Origin of the sequence: Pseudoalteromonas sp. SCSIO 43088, assembly GCF_023650795.1 — a bacterium.
Classification (GTDB): Bacteria; Pseudomonadota; Gammaproteobacteria; order Enterobacterales; family Alteromonadaceae; genus Pseudoalteromonas; species Pseudoalteromonas shioyasakiensis.
Genome location: NZ_CP072675.1, coordinates 2,723,631 through 2,742,701 on the forward strand (window position 1 = coordinate 2,723,631; position 19,071 = coordinate 2,742,701).

Sequence of the window (19,071 nt, forward strand, 5' to 3'; positions counted from 1 at the left end):
TGCGGCTTAAACTAAATAGTAACAACTAGTTAGGTGTTATTTACCAATTGCTTCTTTTGCGAACAAATGTTTAATGGGGCCAAGGCTGTCTACAAGGCTTAAACCAACACCACGTACAAGCTTTTTCAGTGGATTAGCGCCCGCAAATAGCTCTTTTAAGCCTTGCATCATGGCAATATGTTTTTGTGCATCAAGCTTACGAGTACGTTCATAATCACGCAGCGTGCGTGCACTTGCAAACTCGCCTTGCTCATTACTTAATAGCTCAATTAAATAAGCGGCGTCTTTTAGGCCAAGGTTCATACCTAAACCAGCTAATGGATGAATGGTATGCGCTGCATCGCCCATTAATACTACTTTGCCCGACACCCACTGCTGGGCATAACGCATCTTAAGTGGAAACGCCATGCGCTCACTTTGCACTTCACATAAACCACATTGGCCATCGAGGGCTGCCATAACCGCTTTATTAAAGTTGTTATCATCAAGCGCTAAAAGTGTGTCGCAATGCTCAGGGCTTGTTGACCAAACAATTGAGTGCGTATGGTTATCTGGCAAGGGTAAAAACGCCAGCGGCCCGGTTGGCAAAAACACTTGGCGTGCTGTGTTGTTATGCTCATCAGCGGTTTTAACCGTGGCAACAATAGCGTGATGGTCGTAATCTTTAAAAGTAATTGGCATATTGAACTGCTTACGAATAGCCGAGTTAGCCCCATCAGCCGCTACTAATAATTTAGCAATCACAGGCTCGCCGCTTTCAAGAGTAATAAACACATCAGAGTCAGTTTGATGAATTTGCTGATAGCGGGTTTCGAACAGTAAAGTAGCATTACTTTGCTTTTCAAGTTCGCTAATTAAAGCGTAGCGAATAATGTCGTTTTCGACGATATGACCGAGCTGCGGCAAATCGAGATCGTTATGATCAAAATGAATTTTACCAAAGCTGTCTTGATCTCGTACATCCATCGAGGTATACGGTGTAGCACGTTGTTTAATGATCTCTGGCCATACATTTAAAGACTCGAATAAGCCCTGACTAGCCAAGCTCAATGCGCTCACGCGAAGTGCGTAATCATCACCCGGTAAGGTTTGACTTTTACTCGCATCAATCACCACAACGCTGATATCTGCTTTTGCTAAACCTAGTGCTAGCGTAAGGCCAACACAGCCACCACCGACAATACAAACTTGTGCTTGTTTCATATCCGTTTACCTTGCTTAACCTGACCCATAAGCTGTTTTGCCAGCGGGGTTTTTAACGAGGAGAATAAATCCATTGAGAAAAGGCCAATGCTGCGACCAAGCGCGAGCAATCGCGATGAGTTAGAGAACAAACGCACTAGGCTGTCTGTGAGTGTCATCACGGTCGTAATATCTTTACTGCGAGTTTGGCTGTAATTACGCGTAAAAGCGTAATCACCAAGGTCGCTTCTATTTGCCATATCACACAATAATTGCACATCACGTAGGCCTAAATTAAAGCCCTGCCCTGCGATTGGGTGAATAGCATGCCCTGCATTACCAATTAATACCGTACGGTGGCTGCTCAGTGATTCTGCTTTACCGTACACAAGCGGATAACTTGCGCGCATACCCACTTTGCTAAATGAGCCGCCGCAGTAACCAAATGCTTTTTGTAACGCAGCTAAAAAGGCATCGTCTTCAAGCGCCATAGTGTGCTCAATTTGCTCAGGCTCCATGCACCACACCAGTGAGTATCGGTTATTACTCATTGGCAACAACGCCATTGGGCCGTGCTCAGTAAAACGCTCAAAGGCATGATTATGATGACCGCCAGCCACTTCGATGTTGGCAATAATCGCCGCTTGCTGATATGCGCGGGTATTAAATTCAATATTAGCCAGTTTACGGCTTTGCGAATGAGCGCCATCGGCAATCACCACAAGCTTTGCGCTTAACTGCTCGCCCGAGCTTAGCGTGATATTGGCAAAATCGCTTTGGTATTCAAGCTTGGCAACCGTATCAGGGCAAAACAAACTAACATCAGTACGCGTAAGTTGCTGATGAAGGCTGCGCCCAAATGGGTTCACTTCGACCACATAACCAAGGGCATCATGGCCATATTCTTGGCAATCAATATGCGTTTTACCAAAATGGCCACGGTCAGACACAGTGACTTTTTTAATCGCTGCCGCAAATGGTGCTTGGCAATCAAACGCATTGATTGATTCTAAGTACTGAACAGACTGCTGAGCCAGCGCAATGCTTCTATCATCAAAGCTTGGATGATAGTCTGCGCTTACTTCATTTGCTTCAATTACAGCGATTGATAACTGCTTATTGCTCTGTTTTAGGCCAAGTGCACAACTTGCACCCGCCATTCCACCGCCGATAATGACAACATCAAACTGCTTTGCCACGCTTGCTCCTAGCCTTTGTTTGCTTGCATCACTGCTTCAATGTCACTAATGGTTTTTGGAACCGAAATGGTCAGGTTTTCATGGCCATCTTGAGTGACAAGTAAGTTATCTTCGATACGAATACCGATGCCTTTATATTGCTTTGGTGCTTTTGCATCTTCGCTAATATATAAACCTGGTTCGATTGTGAGCACCATGCCCGGCTCAAATACGCGCTCTTTTTCATCAAGCTTATATTCGCCAACATCGTGTACGTCTAACCCTAACCAATGACCAAGGCCATGCATGTAAAATGCTTTGCAGGCTTGGTTTGCCATTAGCTCATCAAGCTCGCCAGTTAAAATGCCTAAATCAATCAGCCCTTGCGTTAATACCGTTGAGGCCAGTTCATTCGCTTTCGATAAACTACCGCCCGGCTTTACTTGGCTGAATGCTGCTTCTTGAGCTGCTAATACAATGTTGTAAAGCGCCGCTTGAGGTTCGCTAAACTTGCCATTGATTGGGAAAGTACGTGTGATATCTGCCGCATAACCTTCAAGTTCACAGCCAGAGTCAATTAACACTAAATCGCCATCTTTTAGCTCAGCGTCATTTTGTGTGTAGTGCAAAATGTTGGCGTTGTCGCCACTGCCGACAATCGTGCCATAAGCAGGATGACGGGCACCATTCATTGCATAATGGTGGTGAAGCTCTGCTTCTAATTGGTATTCAGTTGCGCCAGGTTTGGCAAACTGCATAGCGCGAATATGGCCTTGTGCACTAATTTCGCAAGCTGTGCGCATAATGTTTAATTCTGCGTCAGATTTAAACAAACGCATTTCATGCACTAAACCACGAATATCTTTAATGGTATGTGGGGCTTTATAGCCTTTTTTAGGTGCGCCGCGAAGGGTGTTTAATAAGTCCCAAACCTTTGCATCGAAATTTGCGTAAGTGCCTTGTGCATAAAATAAAATCTGCTGGCCGTTCACCAAATCTAATAATTGTTCATCTAGTTCACTAAGTGGGCAAGTTGCGTCGAATAAGTACTCAGATTTAGCTTTTTCGAAGCCAATTCTTCGGCCATGCCAAATTTCAGCTAGTTTGTCTTTGTTACGGCAAATAAGCGTACTTGGTGTATCGCTCGACGGGCAAAGCACTAAAACTGCATCTGGTTCGTTAAACCCTGTTAGGTAGAAAAAGTCACTGTCTTGACGAAATGCATATTCAGTATCACGGCTGCGTGTTACTTCTCCTGCCGCAGGAATAATAGCCACGCTGTTTTTATCCATCATCGCAAGCAAGTGCTCGCGGCGGGCTTTAAATTCAGCTTTATCGATTGCAATAGACGACATGCTAAACCTCTGTAATTTGATTAGTGAAGGGTCTTCTTAGGGTTTTTATCGGCTGGTTCTTTACCTAGCTCAGCAAAACATAACAGCGCAGAAACACGCACATACTCAATCACTTCGTGCAGTGCTTGGCTGTCTTCTTCGGTCTCTTCAAACATGGTGTCTAGGCGGGTAATTTCACTAAAATCGCTGATCACTTCTTTCACATCAGCTGATAACTTGCCGTAGTCTTTTTGCTTTAAACCAAAACCAAGCATAAAACCCGATACCCAAGATACTAAGCCATTGGCTAAATCGATCAGTGTTTCGTCGTCGCTTGGTAAGAATAGGTCAAACTGAAATTCTTCATCGCTAAAGCTGGCAACAACCTGAGAATACACATCAGCAAAAAATGCTTTTAAATCTTTATTGAAGGCTAAGCCATCATTGAATACATCGCTTAGTAAACCTAAGTATTCGTCGGCTTCGATATTGATGCCACAGGCTAATAAACCGCTGATCACACCATGGGCTTCTGCTGGTGCGACAAAAATTTCATTCTTTTCTAATAACAATTGGGCTTGTTGGTAATCAGGTAACGTGCTCATAACTTTTTCTTTGTTCGGCTAAGTAACGCCATGCTACCACTCGATAAATCGCAACTCCAATTAATTGTATGATTGAGGTCAAAAAGCAATCTGAAAAGTAAATAAGCAGTTAAAGGTGGGGAAAAACTACCCGAACGATCCGCTTTTTTTACTTCTATGGTTTAAGGATTGAAACTTGTCTTATATACTGAAGGTGTTCCCTAGGGTGCAGGAGCTTGGTTAAGTCCCTGAGCCGATAAATTTTATGTTAGGGTTTCTGTTCGTTTACTATTGTGCAAGCTCGGCATGTACCGAGAAGCCTACGGTAAACCGCAGATCCCCGCCCTGAAACCTCAAGGTTTCAGGACTGACACCGGGCACCGCATACTTGGGGAACACCATCAAGCTATCAGCTATCAGCTATCAGCTATCAGCTATCAGCTATCAGCTATCAGCTATCAGCTATCAGCTATCAGCTATCGAAAATCTTCCATGTAGTTTTTCTTTTATACAAGAGCTTATTATTCTTATTCGCGCGAAATAAATTTCACGCCTACGGTACTATTTAGTTTCAAGTTTCAAGTTTCAAGTTTCAAGTTTCAAGTTTCAAGTTTCAAGTTTCAAGTTTCAAGTTTCAAGTTTCAAGTTTCAAGTTTCAAGTTTCAAGTTATCAATACTTTCCTTATATTTCCCTTTTACAAGAAATTTTAGTTTTCGGCGTTGAAACGCCTCCTACATCTCGGCAGTCGTTAACTTTACTCTTCCCCCTTGCTAACTTGTTTGTTTTTCTGATAGCTGAAAGCTGATAGCTCCTGTATGTTGGGTTTCGCTCTGCTCTAACCAACCTACGAGCTAATGAGTCAAGCACTGTAGGTCGTCATTTATGGCGACACATAATCGCTAACATTGACGGGCTAAAGCCCGACCTACGACTTACCCGTTATTTAAGAAATATCGCGCGAAATAAATTTCACGCCTACGGCACCGGGTTTAGCCATAGCAATGTGCGTTCACAATCTAACTTTACTCTTTCCCCTTGCTAACTCGTTAACTTATTTGTTTTTCTGATAGCTGAGGGCTGAAAGCTGAAAGCTCCTGTGCGTTGGGTTTCACTTCACTCTACCCAACACACATGCTTTTAACCTATCGCCCCTACTTAAACCACCCTTGAAAACGCTCCATTAATAGATAATTAACTGGCACTAATAGCAAGGTGATAAGCGTTGCGAAGATAATCCCAAAACCAAGGCTTACTGCCATTGGAATAAGGAATTGTGCTTGCGTTGCTTTTTCAAATAACAGCGGCATTAAGCCAATAAAGGTGGTTAAACTGGTTAGCATAACAGGGCGAAAACGTGCCGCACCGGCAAGCTTAACGGTTTCAAGTAAATCACCGCCCTCTTCACGTTTCTTATTGATAAAATCAACCAGTACCAAAGAGTCATTCACTACAACACCTATCAGGGCTAACATGCCAAGTAAGCTCATAATGGTTAACTCCATGCCCATTACCCAGTGGCCCATTACCGCACCTATCATGCCAAACGGAATAACACTCATCACAATTAATGGCTGTAAGTATGATTTAAACGGTATCGCTAATAACGCATAAATAATAAAGAATACAAACACGAGGCCCCAAGCCAATGAACCAAATGACTCTCGCTGCTCTTTGGCTTCACCTTCGAGAGAGTAATCAACCCCTGGGTATTGCACCATGAGCTCATCTAAGTAGGTTTTTAAATCTGCTTGCAGTATCGTCATATTGGTATTTGATTTTTCAACATCGGCTGTCACATTCAACGTGCGATAGCGATCAATACGATAAATAGACGATGGACTTTGCCCTGGCACTAAGGTCGCCACATGCGACAATGGCACTGTGCCACCCGTTGGGGTTTTAATTAAAATATCGGTTAAATCAGCAACTGAGCGGCGCTCTTCAATTGGCAAACGCACCATTACACGCACATCATCACGACCACGTTGAATACGTTGAACTTGCGCACCAAAGAACGAATTACGCACTTGTTGCGATACATCAACACGGTTTAAACCGAGTGCCAAACCTTGCTCTGTTAGCTCAATTTGCAGCTCGTCTTTACCATCTGACATGCTATCAGCAATTTCGTACACAGTTGGGTAAGTTGCTAAACGCTCTTTTACCTTTTCTGCCACAGCTTCAAGGGTGTCGATTGAGCTGCCACTTAGCTGCACATCAATAGGGTCTGAACTGCGACCAAATTCAGCACGGAAAGTCACACTCTCTGCACCCGGTATAATACCGATAAGGTCACGCCATTCACTGGCAAGCTCTCGAGAGCCGATATCTGATTCTCGTTTTTCGGCTGGTGTGATTTCAAAGCGCACACTACCTGTATTTGACGAACCACCACGGCCACCCGTGGTTGCCAAAATATTTAAAATCACGCTTTGACCATCTTCATCGCGATACTTGTCTTGTAGCTCTTTGGCCTTATCTGACATATCGATGATGTACTTGTTGGTCACTTCAAACGGTGTTCCAGCAGGGAATGTTAGCTCTGCGCGAACGGTTTCACTTGGTATACGTGGGAAGAATATAAACTTTGTCCAACCGCTGGTGATCAGGGTCAAAATGATGAAGAAAACCCCTACGAACAAGCTGGCAGTTGCTAATTTATTCTTTAGTGCAACATTTAGTAGCGGCTGATAGTACTTCATAATGGCGTGTTCAAAGCCATCGGCAAAACGCTGCTGAAACTGCTGCAGTTTTGACGGATTACTTTTTTCACTTCGTAGTTTTAAGTACTTTAAGTGAGCCGGCAGAACAAATTTAGACTCTATTAAAGAGAACAGTAATACCGGAATAACGACAACAGGAATTTGCGCAAATAAGGCACCACGGTTACCTTCGATAAAGGCTAATGGTAAAAATGCAGCAACCGTTGTAAGTACACCAAAGGTAACGGGTGTCGCAACTTCTTGCGTACCACGAATAGCAGCTTGCTCACCACTTTCGGCTGTTTTTAGGTGGGTGTAGACATTTTCACCGGTCACAATGGCATCATCAACAACAATACCAAGTACCAAAATAAAACCAAATAAACTCATTACATTAAGCGTAATACCAAAAATTGGCATTGCTAAAAACGCGCCCATGAATGACACAGGGATACCAATAAACACCCAAAACGCAATGGCAGGACGCAAGAACAAGGTAAGTAATGCAAGAACTAAAATACCACCTTGAATAGCATTGGTTGTCAGTGTAGCAATACGGCTTTTCACGATTTCAGAGTCGTCATCCCAAAAGCTTAACTCAAACCCTTCAGGTAGCTGGCTTTGATGCTCGGTAATGTAATTTTTTACCGCATCAGCAACTTCAATCGCACTTTGCGGACCAATACGGTACACATCAATAAACGCCGCTTGCTTACCATTGAATCGCGTGCGAACTGGGGTTTCTTCGAAGTCATCAGTAATACTAGCAATGTCACCTAGGCGAATAATGGTACCATCAGCTTGGTACTTCACCACAACTTGGGCAAACTCATCTTTACGATAGGCTTGGCCTTTTGAGCGAATGAGTACATCACCCCCTTGTGTTTTTAAGTTACCTGCAGAAACATCGGTACTTGAATTACTAATTGCTGAAGAAATGTCCGATAAGCGTAAATCATATTGGCGTAATGTATCTTGGCTTACTTCAATGGCAATTTCGTAATCACGCACCCCACTTAGCTCTACCTGAGTGATTTCTGGTAAGCGTAATAAGTCATCACGTACCTGCTCGGCGTATTCTAAAGTTTCTTTTTCGCCGTATTCACTCGACACGGTAACCGCGATTACTTCACGAGTGCGCTGTGCAAGGGCTACAACTGGTTTTTCGGCATCAACCGGAAAAGTGTTAATGGCATCAACCCGGCTTTTTATATCGGCTAATAGCTCCCGAGGGTCATAGCCGGTATCTACTTCAATTGATACCGAGGCAGAGCCTTCTGATGAGCGGCTAGTAATACGCTTGATCCCTTCGAGATCTTGCACCGCTTCTTCAATACGGATAGCGACACCCTTTTCAACATCTTCAGGTGTTGAGCCACGTAAGGTCACGCTAACACTGATACGGTCTGCTTCAAATGAAGGAAACACTTCGAGTGGTATTTGCGTCGAAACGCTAAATAGCCCCGCTAATAAAATGCTGATCAGCAATAAGTTTGCTGCAACATGATTCTTTGTAAACCAAGCGATCATTATTGCGCTCCTTGCTCTTTAGCCGGCTCTTGATTGCTTGGGCGCTGTGCTTTACCACGCGTAGCTTGATATGCTTCACTACCCATTACTGTCACTTGTGTACCTGAGCTAACTTGTCCAAGCGGAGTAATCACTAAGTGTTCTCCTGCTGATAAGCCTTCGGCAACCATAGCTTGAGTCGCGTTTTGCCAAGCCAGTGAGATGTTTTTACGACGTAATACACCTTGCTCTTCAATATAAACGTACGTGCCTTGGTAAATTGCGCTGTTTGGGATCACAATGGCATTTTCAACCGCTTTGCCGGTAATTTGCGCTTTGATGTACTGACCAATTTTAATTGGATACTGATTCGCAGAAGTGGCTTTGTAAGGGTCATTAATTTGTGCAACCACGTAAAGCTGCTGCGCGCTTTCATCAATGGCCCCTTCGGTGCGAATAACTTGACCTTGCCATTGCTGTTTACCAACAAGATCTGAGCTAAATTTAACGAGTGAACCTGCGCTATTTTTAGCACCATCACGAAATTGTTCTGGTAAGTTAATGAACGGCAGATCTTTATTTTTGATTGGTAAGCGAATTTCAACACGGTCAATCGCATAAATGCTGGCAAGTTCCATGTTATTACTCACCACTTGGCCTAAATCTACGCTGCGGCTTAAAACTCGCCCCGCGTATGGAGCAGTGATTTTTGTACGCTCTAAATCAAGTTTGGCTTTTTCAAGCGTCGCTTGGGCAGACAATACACTTGCCTCGGCTGCTGCAAGTTGTGGCTTACGCAATACCAGGCTACTTGCTTGTTCACCCTTGCCTAAGCGCTCCCAATCAGTAATAGCTTGACGACCACGAGCTTGCTCTTCAAGTAAGCTTTGCTCAGCGGTTAATAACGTCGCTTGTGCTGATTTTACTTCGGCGCGGTGATCTCTATCATCTAGTTGCAACAACACATCGCCTTTTTCGAAAAAGCCACCTTCACGAAATTGCTCACTAATTTCGATAATTTGCCCTGAAGCCTGCGCGACTAGCATACTTTGCGTACGTGGCTTTACGGTGCCAAAACTATCAATCATCACCTGATAGGTTTCTGGTGTTAGGGTCTTAACTGCCACATTTACTTTTGCTTTTGGCGGTGAAGAAAAGCGGTTTGCTTGAGGCGGGTTGCCTTTAATAAACATGACAAGCAGTACCGTCACAACAATTACTACCAATGGAATTAAAATTTTACGTGTCTTGCTATTCATGATTATTGCTCTGCTACTTCGCTGTTTGCTTCACTAAAATCACCACCAAGGGCAATATGTAAGTTGATTCTATTAATAATTAACTGGTTTTTAATTTCGATTACCGAGCTTTGCGCATTGAACGAACGGTCTTGTGCATCGAGTACCGTGGTGTAGGTAACCAAGCCACTTTGATATTGTTCAAACGCTAATGCCTCTGCGGTAATGGCATTTTCTTGCGCTTCTAAGGTTTTTTCGTAGCGTACTTTAAGCGCTTGCTCTTGGCTGATGGCTGTTTCAACATCGTTAAAGGCATCATAAAGTGTGGCAAGATACGCCTGTTCTTGGCGCTTAACGCTTAGCCTTGCTTGTTCTTCATTGGCTTTTAAGCGACCCCCTTCAAAAAGCGGCATCGAAATACTACCAATCAGCGACCACGCTAAGCTTGATGGCGAAAATAAGTCGCTCACTCTATCTGTGCTATCACTCATTGATGCAGAAAGATTTAAGCTCGGAAAACGCTGTTTATGCGCATAAGCAAGCCCAGCATCGGTGCTAAGTAATTGATACCAGCTTGCCATTAACTCAGGTTTGCGAGTAATAAGCTCTGAAGGTAAACCAAGTGGAATAGCACTATCGAGTAGAGGTAAATCTGCACTAACGCTTAACGCGCCAGTTGGGTATTGGCCTGTTAAACGCTCTAAATCGCGAATCGATTTAGTTAACGTTGCTTGCTGCGCCGCAATGTTCGAGCGCTCGGTATTTAGCTCATTACGAGCAAGATAAACATCAAGCGCTTCATTTAAACCTTGGCGATAACCTGACTCAATAATATCTAAATTTTTCTCAGCGTTTTGCTCACGCTGCTTATATAGCTCAAGTAACTTGTGGTTCGTAATAACATCAAACCAACCCGCTACTACATCAGCAACTAATTGTTGTTTGCTTTGCGCAAATGTGGCTTTTTCAGCTAGGTATTCAAGATTTGCTTGTCGTTCTGAGGCCGACAATTTGCCCCATAAATCAACTTCGTAGCTTAATTCTAATGATGCAGAACTAGCGTTGTTATAACTAACAGGGCGGTTATCTTTACTACGGCTAGCACGTGTTGATAAATCAAGGCTTGGCCATAAATCAGCCCCAGCAGCAATAAGCTGCTGTTCTTTAATCGCGACATCATAGCCCGCTTGTAAAATCGCTTGGTTATGGGCTAATGCTTGCTCAACAAAAGTAAAAACTTGAGGGTCGTGTAATTGCTGCAACCAGTTGTCTTCAACAGCAAGCACCTTGTCGCCAGAAGGAAGTTGCTGCCATGCACTTGGTACAGTCTCAAGCTCAGCAACTCGTTCATTGTGAGTCGGCTGGCTCGCACATGCACTTAGCAAAATTACACTTAAAGCCAATAAACTCGGCTTATATTGCCAATTCATTCTAAAAACCTGAAAAACATCTATTTATGAGTGTAATTCAAGCACCACGTTAAGTTTTGCTCAACTGACTTTACATAACATTACACTGCCTGACATTTGGGGACGATGAATGGTAGGAAAATGGAGGTAAGTTGCAAACTATCAGCTATCGGCTATCGGCTATCAGCTATCAGCTATCAGCTATCAGCTATCAGCTATCAGCTATCAGCTATCAGCTATCAGCTATCAGCTATCAGCTATCAGCTATCAGCTATCAGCTATCAGCTATCAGCTATCAGCTATCAGCTATCAGCTATCAGCTATCAGCTATCGAAAATCTTCCATGTAGTTTTTCTTTTATACAAGAACTTATTATTCTTATTCGCGCGAAATAAATTTCACGCCTACGGTACTAGGTGCTAGGTGCTAGGTGCTAGGTGCTAGGTGCTAGGTGCTAGGTGCTAGGTGCTAGGTGCTAGTACTCTTTCACATATATTTTGATCAGTTGCCCCTACTTAAATTCAGGTAACTGATCTTTTTCAATCAATAATTCAATACTCCTGCTTTTTCCAGTAACTGATGTTATAAATTTCTTCTTCTTAAGAACTGAAATCATTGAATGAACACTTGAAGATGCGGTTCCAAAGTAGCGCTCAAAATCACTTTCAGCAGGCGCAATCCCATTCACTTTTGTGTAGTAATAAATAAATGCTAAATACTGACCTTGCTTTGCTGTAAACAGTGGCGACTCTTCTTTATTCATAATGAACTTTTACCCTAATCAACGATCCTTTAACTCATATAAACTTACTTAATATTGTTATGAACCGAAAGTATATTGTTGAATTATCAGAAGAAGAAAAACAAGAATTAATAGACTATTGCAAAAAAGGCATGGTCAATGTTCGAAAGTACAAGCGGGCTGCTATTTTGTTAAAAGCTGACCGTTGTAGATATACAACAGAGCAAATATGTGAAGCAGTTCAAGTGAGCTCTTCCACCGTATTTCGAGTCAAACGCCAGTTTGTTGAAGAAAATCTAGCGGCAGCTTTGAATGAAGGTGCACGAAGTGGTGCAATGAGAAAAACTTCTGCGAAAGATGAAGCAACGTTAATCGCCACAGCTTGCACTAAGCCACCAACAGGTCACGCTAGATGGACATTATCTTTACTTGGAGAGCGATTAGTTACGTTAACCGATTTAGATAGTATCTCGTATGAAACAATACGGAGGCGCCTTAAAGAGAATGCACTAAAGCCATGGCAAAAAAAGATGTGGTGTGTGGCGACAATGGATGCTGAATATATCGCGCGGATGGAACATGTGCTCGAGTTGTATGCTGAGCCAGCAGATGAGTTAAACCCCATAATTAACTTTGATGAGGCGATGAAACAACTTGTAGATGATACTCGACCGGCACAACCAATGAAGCCGGGGCAGACTAAGCGGTTAGATTATGAATATAAACGTGTAGGTGTGGCCAACTTATTTGTATTCTTCGATCGCCATCGAGGGTGGCGGCATGTTAAAGCAACAGAAAGAAAGACGAAAATTGACTTTGCTAATTGTATGAGGGATTTAGTTGATCTTCATTATCCACATGCGAACAAAGTAAAAGTTGTGTTAGATAACTTATCAACTCATACAGAAGGAGCGTTATATAAAGCATTTTCTCCACAGGAAGCACGGCGGATTTTAAATAAACTAGAATTACATTACACACCAAAACACGCGAGTTGGCTAAATATGGTCGAGATAGAAATTGGTAATATGAATAAGCAATGTTTAGATAGACGTATAGCAAGCATGGAAGAACTAAAGACAGAACTCGCGGCCTGGGAATGGATCCGGAATAAAGAAAGAACAAGTATAAACTGGATGTTTAATGTTGAGTTAGCTCGTGAAAAACTTCAGAGGTCCTATGGTGCCCTCAACTAGTCAGAACTTGTGTGATGAAGTACTAGGTGCTAGGTGCTAGGTGCTAGGTGCTAGGTGCTAGGTGCTAGGTGCTAGGTGCTAGGTGCTAGGTGCTAGGTGCTAACAGCATAGTGTTGGTGTTGGTTTTGGATTCGTAAAGGGGTCACCCTACCAAATCGAATTTTTTGTTCGGCGTTTAAGCGCCTCCTACAACTAAAAGCCCCGCACGATCGCCTTAAAACTTACAGCTAAAAGCTTCTAGCTTTTTTGTTTCAATCTGACTTCTAACCACTGATATCTAATAACTCTTTTTTCGGCGTTAAAACGCCTCCAACAACTCGTACCTCGGGCCTCGAAACTCGTACCTTTACTCTTTCCCCTTTCTAACTCGCTAACTTATGTATTTAAAATCTGATAGCTGACGGCTGAAAGCTGATAGCTCTTATGCTCAACGCGCGAAATAAATTTCACGCCTACGGGATGTAGAATTGTGATTTGGAGGGACTAGAAACAAAAAAGCCTCGCGATTGCGAGGCTTTGAATCAATGGTGCCCAGAGGCGGAATCGAACCACCGACACGAGGATTTTCAATCCTCTGCTCTACCGACTGAGCTATCTGGGCATTTTAAACTTTCGTTTAAAAATAAATGGTGCCGACTATCCGAGTTGAACGGATGACCTACTGATTACAAGTCAGTTGCTCTACCAACTGAGCTAAGTCGGCACACTAAACCTGTGTGCGTTTAGCACTTAATCACATTGTGATTATAAATAATGGTGCCCAGAGGCGGAATCGAACCACCGACACGAGGATTTTCAATCCTCTGCTCTACCGACTGAGCTATCTGGGCAATATTTAGTTTTATGCAGAATATCCACAAGGATTTTCAATGCAATTCCCGATGGCTCTACCGACTGAGCTATCTGGGCATAACAAAAAGCTAGAAGCTTGATGTTTAAATAAATGGTGCCGACTATCCGAGTTGAACGGATGACCTACTGATTACAAGTCAGTTGCTCTACCAACTGAGCTAAGTCGGCACACTAAAATCGTGTGCGTTGTGCACTATAATCACTTTAAAAGAGATTATCAAATAATGGTGCCCAGAGGCGGAATCGAACCACCGACACGAGGATTTTCAATCCTCTGCTCTACCGACTGAGCTATCTGGGCAAAATAAATGGTGCCGACTATCCGAGTTGAACGGATGACCTACTGATTACAAGTCAGTTGCTCTACCAACTGAGCTAAGTCGGCACACTAAATCTGTGTGCTATGCACGATACTGATGTTTAAAGCATAAATTAAACACCAGTATATTAAATAATGGTGCCCAGAGGCGGAATCGAACCACCGACACGAGGATTTTCAATCCTCTGCTCTACCGACTGAGCTATCTGGGCAATATTTAGTTTTTATGCAGAATATCAACAAGGATTTTCAATGCAATTCCCGATGGCTCTACCAACTGAGCTATCTGGGCAAATTTCAAACGCATTCATGAGCAACAAATTTGGTTGTCGCTGTCTGGGCGTGCGGCGTATTAAACGGGTTTTGCCCTCTCAAGTCAACTTTTTTTTGAGGATTCTAACTGTTTGCACAGTTTTCAATCAAGATTGCTGTTTTTAATAGTTTTTAGCTTATTTAATCTACAAACTTTGTGCTTTTTGGTTGACCCTCATCATAAAAGGGTTACCTATGTTAAAAACGTGGTGAATTTTTCTTCATAGATGGTAGGATTGTCCAATAATCAAGAATATGCTTAATGATGCTGTATAATTTGTTGGACTAAAGCCATGCCAAGTAAATCAAATTCACCTGTAAAAGGCCTACTACCGCTTTTTATAATCACGAATCTTGTCATCACCCTACTTGCGGTTGTTGCTTACTCTTTTTATCCAACAAGTGAAGTAACTCAGCAAGATAGCAAACCAACTATCACAACGCAGCAATTATCAAATCAGCTTTCAGCACCTCTAATCAGTGCATTAACTATGCCTGGCCAAGATAAAGTAAAAGAGGTTCTCGATTTAAGTCACCTCCTTAATGATGGTTTTGATTACTATTTATATCGATATGAATTCAACGGCGATGTATCGCTTGTATACGCCAGTAATAAAAAGCTAATCGAAGCCAGTAAAGTTAATCAAAAGCTAGAACAAAACACCCTTATTCATACGGTGTTAGAGTTTAATGATCAACCAGTTGGTGAACTAGTTATAAAGCAACACCCGATTGCTGAACCCATTGCGCAGTCTGCAGGTCTTGCATATGGTTTAGCCGCATTGACTTTAGTAGCACTGGCTATTTTATCTTTTGCCTTAAGTATCTTTATTAATAAGCGTTTTACTAAAAGTAGTGAGTCATTAAGCAGTGAGTTAATGGCCATCACAGACAATGCTGATTACCAAGCCCAAGTAAATGAAAACCTAGATTTTGGTTTGGATTCAGTAGCAAAAAATATCAATTTACTACTTAATAAAGTTCAATCAGCAATAACAGAAAACAAAGCTGCTCAGGCAGATTTACAGAAACTACAAAGTGGTCTAGAAAACGAAGTACAAAACCGTACTCTAGCTCTTGAGCAAGCAACTCTCAAAGCCGAACAGGCAAACGAAACCAAAACGACTTTCTTGGCAACCATGAGCCATGAAATTCGCACCCCTATGAATGGGGTTATCGGTACCATTGACTTACTCCGCCAAACCGAGCTTGATGGTGCGCAGCACAGATTAAGTACAATTATTCGTGATTCTGCATTTTCTTTATTAGGCATATTAGATGACATTCTCGATTTCTCGAAAATCGAAGCAGGTAAACTGAATATCGATAATATTCCTTTCTCAGTGTCAGACACCATTGAAGAGGTCGCTCGTGTTTTATCATCGGTGGCCAAAAAGCGTGACCTTGAATTAGAGCTGGCAATTGCGCCAGATATCCCTACAAATTTGATTGGTGATACGGTGCGTGTTCGCCAAGTACTTTATAACCTATGCAGTAATGCAATTAAGTTCACTAGTACTGATGATAAACATAAAGGCCACGTTAAAATCTCGGTATAGGTGGCTCAAAACACCACTGATCACTACACCCTGCGTTTTAGCGTATTAGACAACGGCAAGGGTATGACACAAGCACAGCTTCGTGAAATCTTTAACCCATTCATTCAAGCTGAAGGCTCAATCACCCGTGAATACGGTGGTACTGGTTTAGGCTTATCGATTTGTAAAAGCTTAACTGAGCTAATGCTAGGTACCATCTCTGTAACAAGTGATTTAGGTATTGGTAGTGAGTTTGTTGTCGAGTTACCTTTTAATACACAAGGTAAAGTTGAATATGCCCACAAACAGGTAATGAAAGACCAACGTGTTGTAGTTGTAACCAATCATGATGGCCGCAAAAAACTACTTACTCGTTATCTATCATTTATGGGGGCAACACCTGTTATTGCTGATAGCAGCGACAAAATCGAAGCTGAACAAGATAAAAAAGATATTATTTGGATCCTCGATGGTATCGAAACCATGGAAGATATTAACTATATCTTACGCCGCTTGCTATACACCTTAGAAGACAATAAACAGCAAGTAATTGTATTAAGTAAGCTAGATGAAGCCGCTGTTAATCATAAAAATATCTTCTACTTAAATGCTGCACCGCTGTGTAAGTCTAACTTTATGATGTCGCTACTAGTGGCTGCAGGTTTACATAAGCCAAAACAAATTGCTTCGGCTAAGTCATTTAACGACTATTTAAGTGTTGATAAAGCCCGCGAAGAGAACAAACTTGTATTGCTTGTTGAAGACAACGTATTAAATCAGCAAGTGTTAACTGATCAGCTCCATCTATTAGGTTATGGCGTTGAAGTAACTGAAAATGGTGAAAAAGGCCTTGAAGCATGGCGTGAAGGTAAACACTCAATTATCTTGACCGATTTACACATGCCGAAAATGTCAGGCTACGATATGGTTGAAAAAATTCGTCATGAAGCATCGCAGCTTGAAGATATTAACGCTCAACCTTATGTGATTGCTATCACCGCCAATGCCCTTAAAGGCGAAAAAGAACGCTGTTTAAGCATAGGGATGAATGATTACATCACCAAGCCTGTTGAGCTAAATGTGCTCGAGGCCACTTTGCACAAATGTGCATACAAAACGAATCCTGAAGCCACTAAACTTGAAGTTAAAAGACCAACAGCGCCTATTGATATGGCGATGCTTGCTAACTATGTAAACAATGATGAAGCAAAGAAACTACGCTTTTTCAAAATGTATTTAGAGCAAAGTAATCAACTTAGTAAAGAAATCAACAGTGGTGTTATTGAGCAAGACTTAGAGAAAATCACTTCAGCCTGTCATCAGCTCAAGTCAATCTCAAAAACGATTGGTGCAATGAAAGTTGCAGAACTAGCCGCCGAATTTGAAAAACGCTGCAAAGAAGATGAACTATCAAGCGATGATTTAATTGAACTGCGCGATAGTTATGAAATTGAATACTCCAAAGTCGCTCAATTCTTAAAAGAACAAATACAAAGAGCTGAGCAAGAAGCAACACATTAAAAAAGGGCCTATTGGCCCTTTTTACTTTTAATATCTTTGCTTACTTTTCTGGTGGACGGTAGCCTTCGATTTCTACGTCTTTACCTTCAAATAAGAAACCTACCATTTGCTCTTCTAAAAAAGCACGGTGCTCTGGGTCCATCATGTTCAGGTGTTTTTCGTTGATCAGCATTGTTTGCTTGTGCTGCCATTGGCCCCATGCTTCTTTACTTATGTTGTTGAAAATCTTTTCACCAAGCTCACCTGGGTATAGTTGGAAGCCTAAGCCTTCAGCTTCTTTTTGTAACTTTTGACAAAATACTGTGCGTGCCATAATTGCTCTCTACTCTTATTGCGTGATGCTATTGTAATCTATTGCGCTTAATTGTTTAACCAGCTTTTTCGTCGGGGCTGCAAGGCCAACCTCAACTGACTCATCAAGCGGATACCAAACTAGTTGTCGTTCATTAATGAGATCTGGAATGCTCGGCAAGGTTAAAACATGCGGATTGATGGTTAGCTCAAAATGCGAAAACACATGGGTAAAGGCCTCCAGTGCCTGCGTATTACTAGATAAACCATGCTGGGCTAAAAATGTTTCTAGCTCAGTTAGCTCGCTAAACTCGAAAAAGCCAAACAAACCACCCCATATCCCTGAGCTTGGGCGCTTTTCCATAAGCACCTTATTATCGCAGGCTAGTATAAGTTGATAACATGACTTTTTCGGTACAGCCTTTTTTGGCTTTGAATGCGGGAACTCTTTAACTTTACCTTCCTTAAAAGCAAGGCATTTACTATTTAAAGGGCAAGGCTCACAGTCAAACTTACTTCGCGAACAAAGACTTGCACCTAAATCCATCATGGCCTGATTAAACTCAGTGACCGACTCTTTAGGCGTTAATTGCGATGATAATGACCAAAGGTGATTTTCGACCTTTTTCACTCCATACCAGCCTTCAACCATAAAAAAGCGTGCCAGTACTCGTTTAACATTACCATCTAAAATTGGATGATGTTGACCAAGTGATAAAGACAAAATTGCCCCAGCAGTTGAACGACCAATACCCGGCAAGTCCATCACCTCTTCAAGCGTGGTTGGAAATTTACCTTGGTATTTATCACGAACTATTTTTGCCGTTTTATGTAAGTTGCGCGCACGGGCGTAATAGCCAAGCCCAGTCCAATGGTGAAGCACCTGATCTTCATCCGCATTAGCAAGCGCAATGATGTCAGGAAAGCTTTGCATAAACTTTTCAAAGTAAGGAATAACAGTTACTACTTGGGTCTGCTGTAGCATGACCTCAGAGATCCATACCTTATAAGGGGTTTTATTTAGCTGCCATGGCAGAGTTTTACGACCGTGAAGGTGGTACCAGTCAACCACTTGGTTTGCAAACCAGGTTGACTCCTTATTGCTTAAATTCAAAATAACATCTTTACTTGCTGAAGCTCATTGCGGCCAAGTCTATTGCAGT

The 19,071-nt window shown here is 42.3% G+C and carries 12 protein-coding genes, 7 tRNA genes, 1 other RNA gene and 1 pseudogene; 4 read left to right on the forward strand and 17 right to left on the reverse strand.

Annotation, left to right across the window (positions count from 1 at the left end; translation table 11 throughout):
* Positions 1-36: 36 nt before the first annotated feature.
* Genes J8Z28_RS12545 through J8Z28_RS12560 form a run of 4 tightly spaced genes read right to left on the reverse strand, consistent with a single transcriptional unit; the run spans position 37 to position 4,299 of the window.
* On the reverse strand, positions 37-1,203 hold the full coding sequence (locus tag J8Z28_RS12545) for an FAD-dependent monooxygenase (RefSeq protein ID WP_250659540.1): 1,167 nt from the start codon (positions 1,201-1,203) through the stop codon (positions 37-39).
* The gene (ubiH, locus tag J8Z28_RS12550; RefSeq protein WP_250659541.1) at positions 1,200-2,381 is read right to left on the reverse strand and encodes a 2-octaprenyl-6-methoxyphenyl hydroxylase; all 1,182 of its coding nucleotides are present in this window, start codon (positions 2,379-2,381) and stop codon (positions 1,200-1,202) included. The genes J8Z28_RS12545 and ubiH overlap by 4 nt, the downstream gene beginning before the upstream one ends.
* An 8-nt stretch (positions 2,382-2,389) precedes the next feature.
* Entirely contained in the window at positions 2,390-3,715 is a 1,326-nt protein-coding gene (pepP, locus tag J8Z28_RS12555; protein ID WP_250659542.1) for a Xaa-Pro aminopeptidase, read from the reverse strand.
* A gap of 20 nt (positions 3,716-3,735) precedes the next feature.
* A complete protein-coding gene (locus J8Z28_RS12560; protein WP_054551315.1) occupies positions 3,736-4,299 on the reverse strand; it encodes a UPF0149 family protein in 564 nt (187 codons plus the stop codon).
* 194 nt (positions 4,300-4,493) lie between these two features.
* Between J8Z28_RS12560 and ssrS the strand changes: the two genes are divergently transcribed.
* Positions 4,494-4,677: non-coding RNA, 6S RNA (ssrS, locus tag J8Z28_RS12565), on the forward strand.
* A gap of 753 nt (positions 4,678-5,430) precedes the next feature.
* On the opposite strand, the gene J8Z28_RS12570 is transcribed toward ssrS, so the two are convergent.
* From J8Z28_RS12570 to J8Z28_RS12580, 3 genes are read right to left on the reverse strand one after another with little or no spacing between them, the layout of a single operon-like run.
* Positions 5,431-8,511: an efflux RND transporter permease subunit gene (locus J8Z28_RS12570; RefSeq protein ID WP_250659543.1), complete on the reverse strand. Its 3,081-nt coding sequence runs from the start codon at positions 8,509-8,511 to the stop codon at positions 5,431-5,433.
* Positions 8,511-9,749 (reverse strand): efflux RND transporter periplasmic adaptor subunit, encoded by a 1,239-nt coding sequence (locus J8Z28_RS12575; protein WP_239963294.1) that lies wholly within the window; start codon positions 9,747-9,749, stop codon positions 8,511-8,513. The genes J8Z28_RS12570 and J8Z28_RS12575 overlap by 1 nt, the downstream gene beginning before the upstream one ends.
* A gap of 2 nt (positions 9,750-9,751) precedes the next feature.
* Positions 9,752-11,158 carry an efflux transporter outer membrane subunit gene (locus J8Z28_RS12580; protein WP_250659544.1) on the reverse strand — a complete coding sequence of 469 codons (1,407 nt, stop codon included), beginning with the start codon at positions 11,156-11,158 and terminating at the stop codon, positions 9,752-9,754.
* A gap of 131 nt (positions 11,159-11,289) precedes the next feature.
* Between J8Z28_RS12580 and J8Z28_RS12585 the strand changes: the two genes are divergently transcribed.
* Positions 11,290-11,532 (forward strand): hypothetical protein, encoded by a 243-nt coding sequence (locus J8Z28_RS12585; RefSeq protein WP_250659545.1) that lies wholly within the window; start codon positions 11,290-11,292, stop codon positions 11,530-11,532.
* 116 nt (positions 11,533-11,648) lie between these two features.
* On the opposite strand, the gene J8Z28_RS12590 is transcribed toward J8Z28_RS12585, so the two are convergent.
* Complete coding sequence (locus J8Z28_RS12590) at positions 11,649-11,900, reverse strand: LexA family protein (protein ID WP_175081208.1); 252 nt, start codon at positions 11,898-11,900, stop codon at positions 11,649-11,651.
* Between the two features lie 59 nt (positions 11,901-11,959).
* Between J8Z28_RS12590 and J8Z28_RS12595 the strand changes: the two genes are divergently transcribed.
* Positions 11,960-13,075, forward strand: coding sequence for an IS630 family transposase (locus tag J8Z28_RS12595; protein WP_250659374.1), 1,116 nt, complete (start codon positions 11,960-11,962; stop codon positions 13,073-13,075).
* A gap of 525 nt (positions 13,076-13,600) precedes the next feature.
* On the opposite strand, the gene J8Z28_RS12600 is transcribed toward J8Z28_RS12595, so the two are convergent.
* The 7 genes from J8Z28_RS12600 to J8Z28_RS12630 form a co-directional block, all read right to left on the reverse strand.
* Positions 13,601-13,676: transfer RNA gene (locus J8Z28_RS12600), tRNA-Phe, on the reverse strand.
* Between the two features lie 26 nt (positions 13,677-13,702).
* Positions 13,703-13,778: transfer RNA gene (locus tag J8Z28_RS12605), tRNA-Thr, on the reverse strand.
* 51 nt (positions 13,779-13,829) lie between these two features.
* Positions 13,830-13,905: transfer RNA gene (locus J8Z28_RS12610), tRNA-Phe, on the reverse strand.
* Between the two features lie 114 nt (positions 13,906-14,019).
* Positions 14,020-14,095, reverse strand: a tRNA-Thr gene (locus J8Z28_RS12615).
* Positions 14,096-14,152: 57 nt separating this feature from the next.
* A tRNA-Phe gene (locus tag J8Z28_RS12620) sits at positions 14,153-14,228 on the reverse strand.
* An 8-nt stretch (positions 14,229-14,236) separates the two neighbouring features.
* Positions 14,237-14,312, reverse strand: a tRNA-Thr gene (locus tag J8Z28_RS12625).
* Positions 14,313-14,382: 70 nt separating this feature from the next.
* A tRNA-Phe gene (locus tag J8Z28_RS12630) sits at positions 14,383-14,458 on the reverse strand.
* A gap of 393 nt (positions 14,459-14,851) precedes the next feature.
* Here J8Z28_RS12630 and J8Z28_RS12635 point away from each other — a divergent pair.
* Positions 14,852-17,617 (forward strand): annotated as a pseudogene (locus J8Z28_RS12635) (hybrid sensor histidine kinase/response regulator).
* 40 nt (positions 17,618-17,657) lie between these two features.
* Here the strand turns inward: J8Z28_RS12635 and J8Z28_RS12640 are convergent.
* Positions 17,658-17,930, reverse strand: a complete 273-nt coding sequence (locus J8Z28_RS12640; RefSeq protein WP_036970432.1) for an oxidative damage protection protein — start codon at positions 17,928-17,930, stop codon at positions 17,658-17,660.
* Between the two features lie 15 nt (positions 17,931-17,945).
* The gene (gene mutY, locus J8Z28_RS12645; RefSeq protein ID WP_502934612.1) at positions 17,946-19,022 is read right to left on the reverse strand and encodes an A/G-specific adenine glycosylase; all 1,077 of its coding nucleotides are present in this window, start codon (positions 19,020-19,022) and stop codon (positions 17,946-17,948) included.
* Positions 19,023-19,071 lie beyond the last annotated feature (49 nt).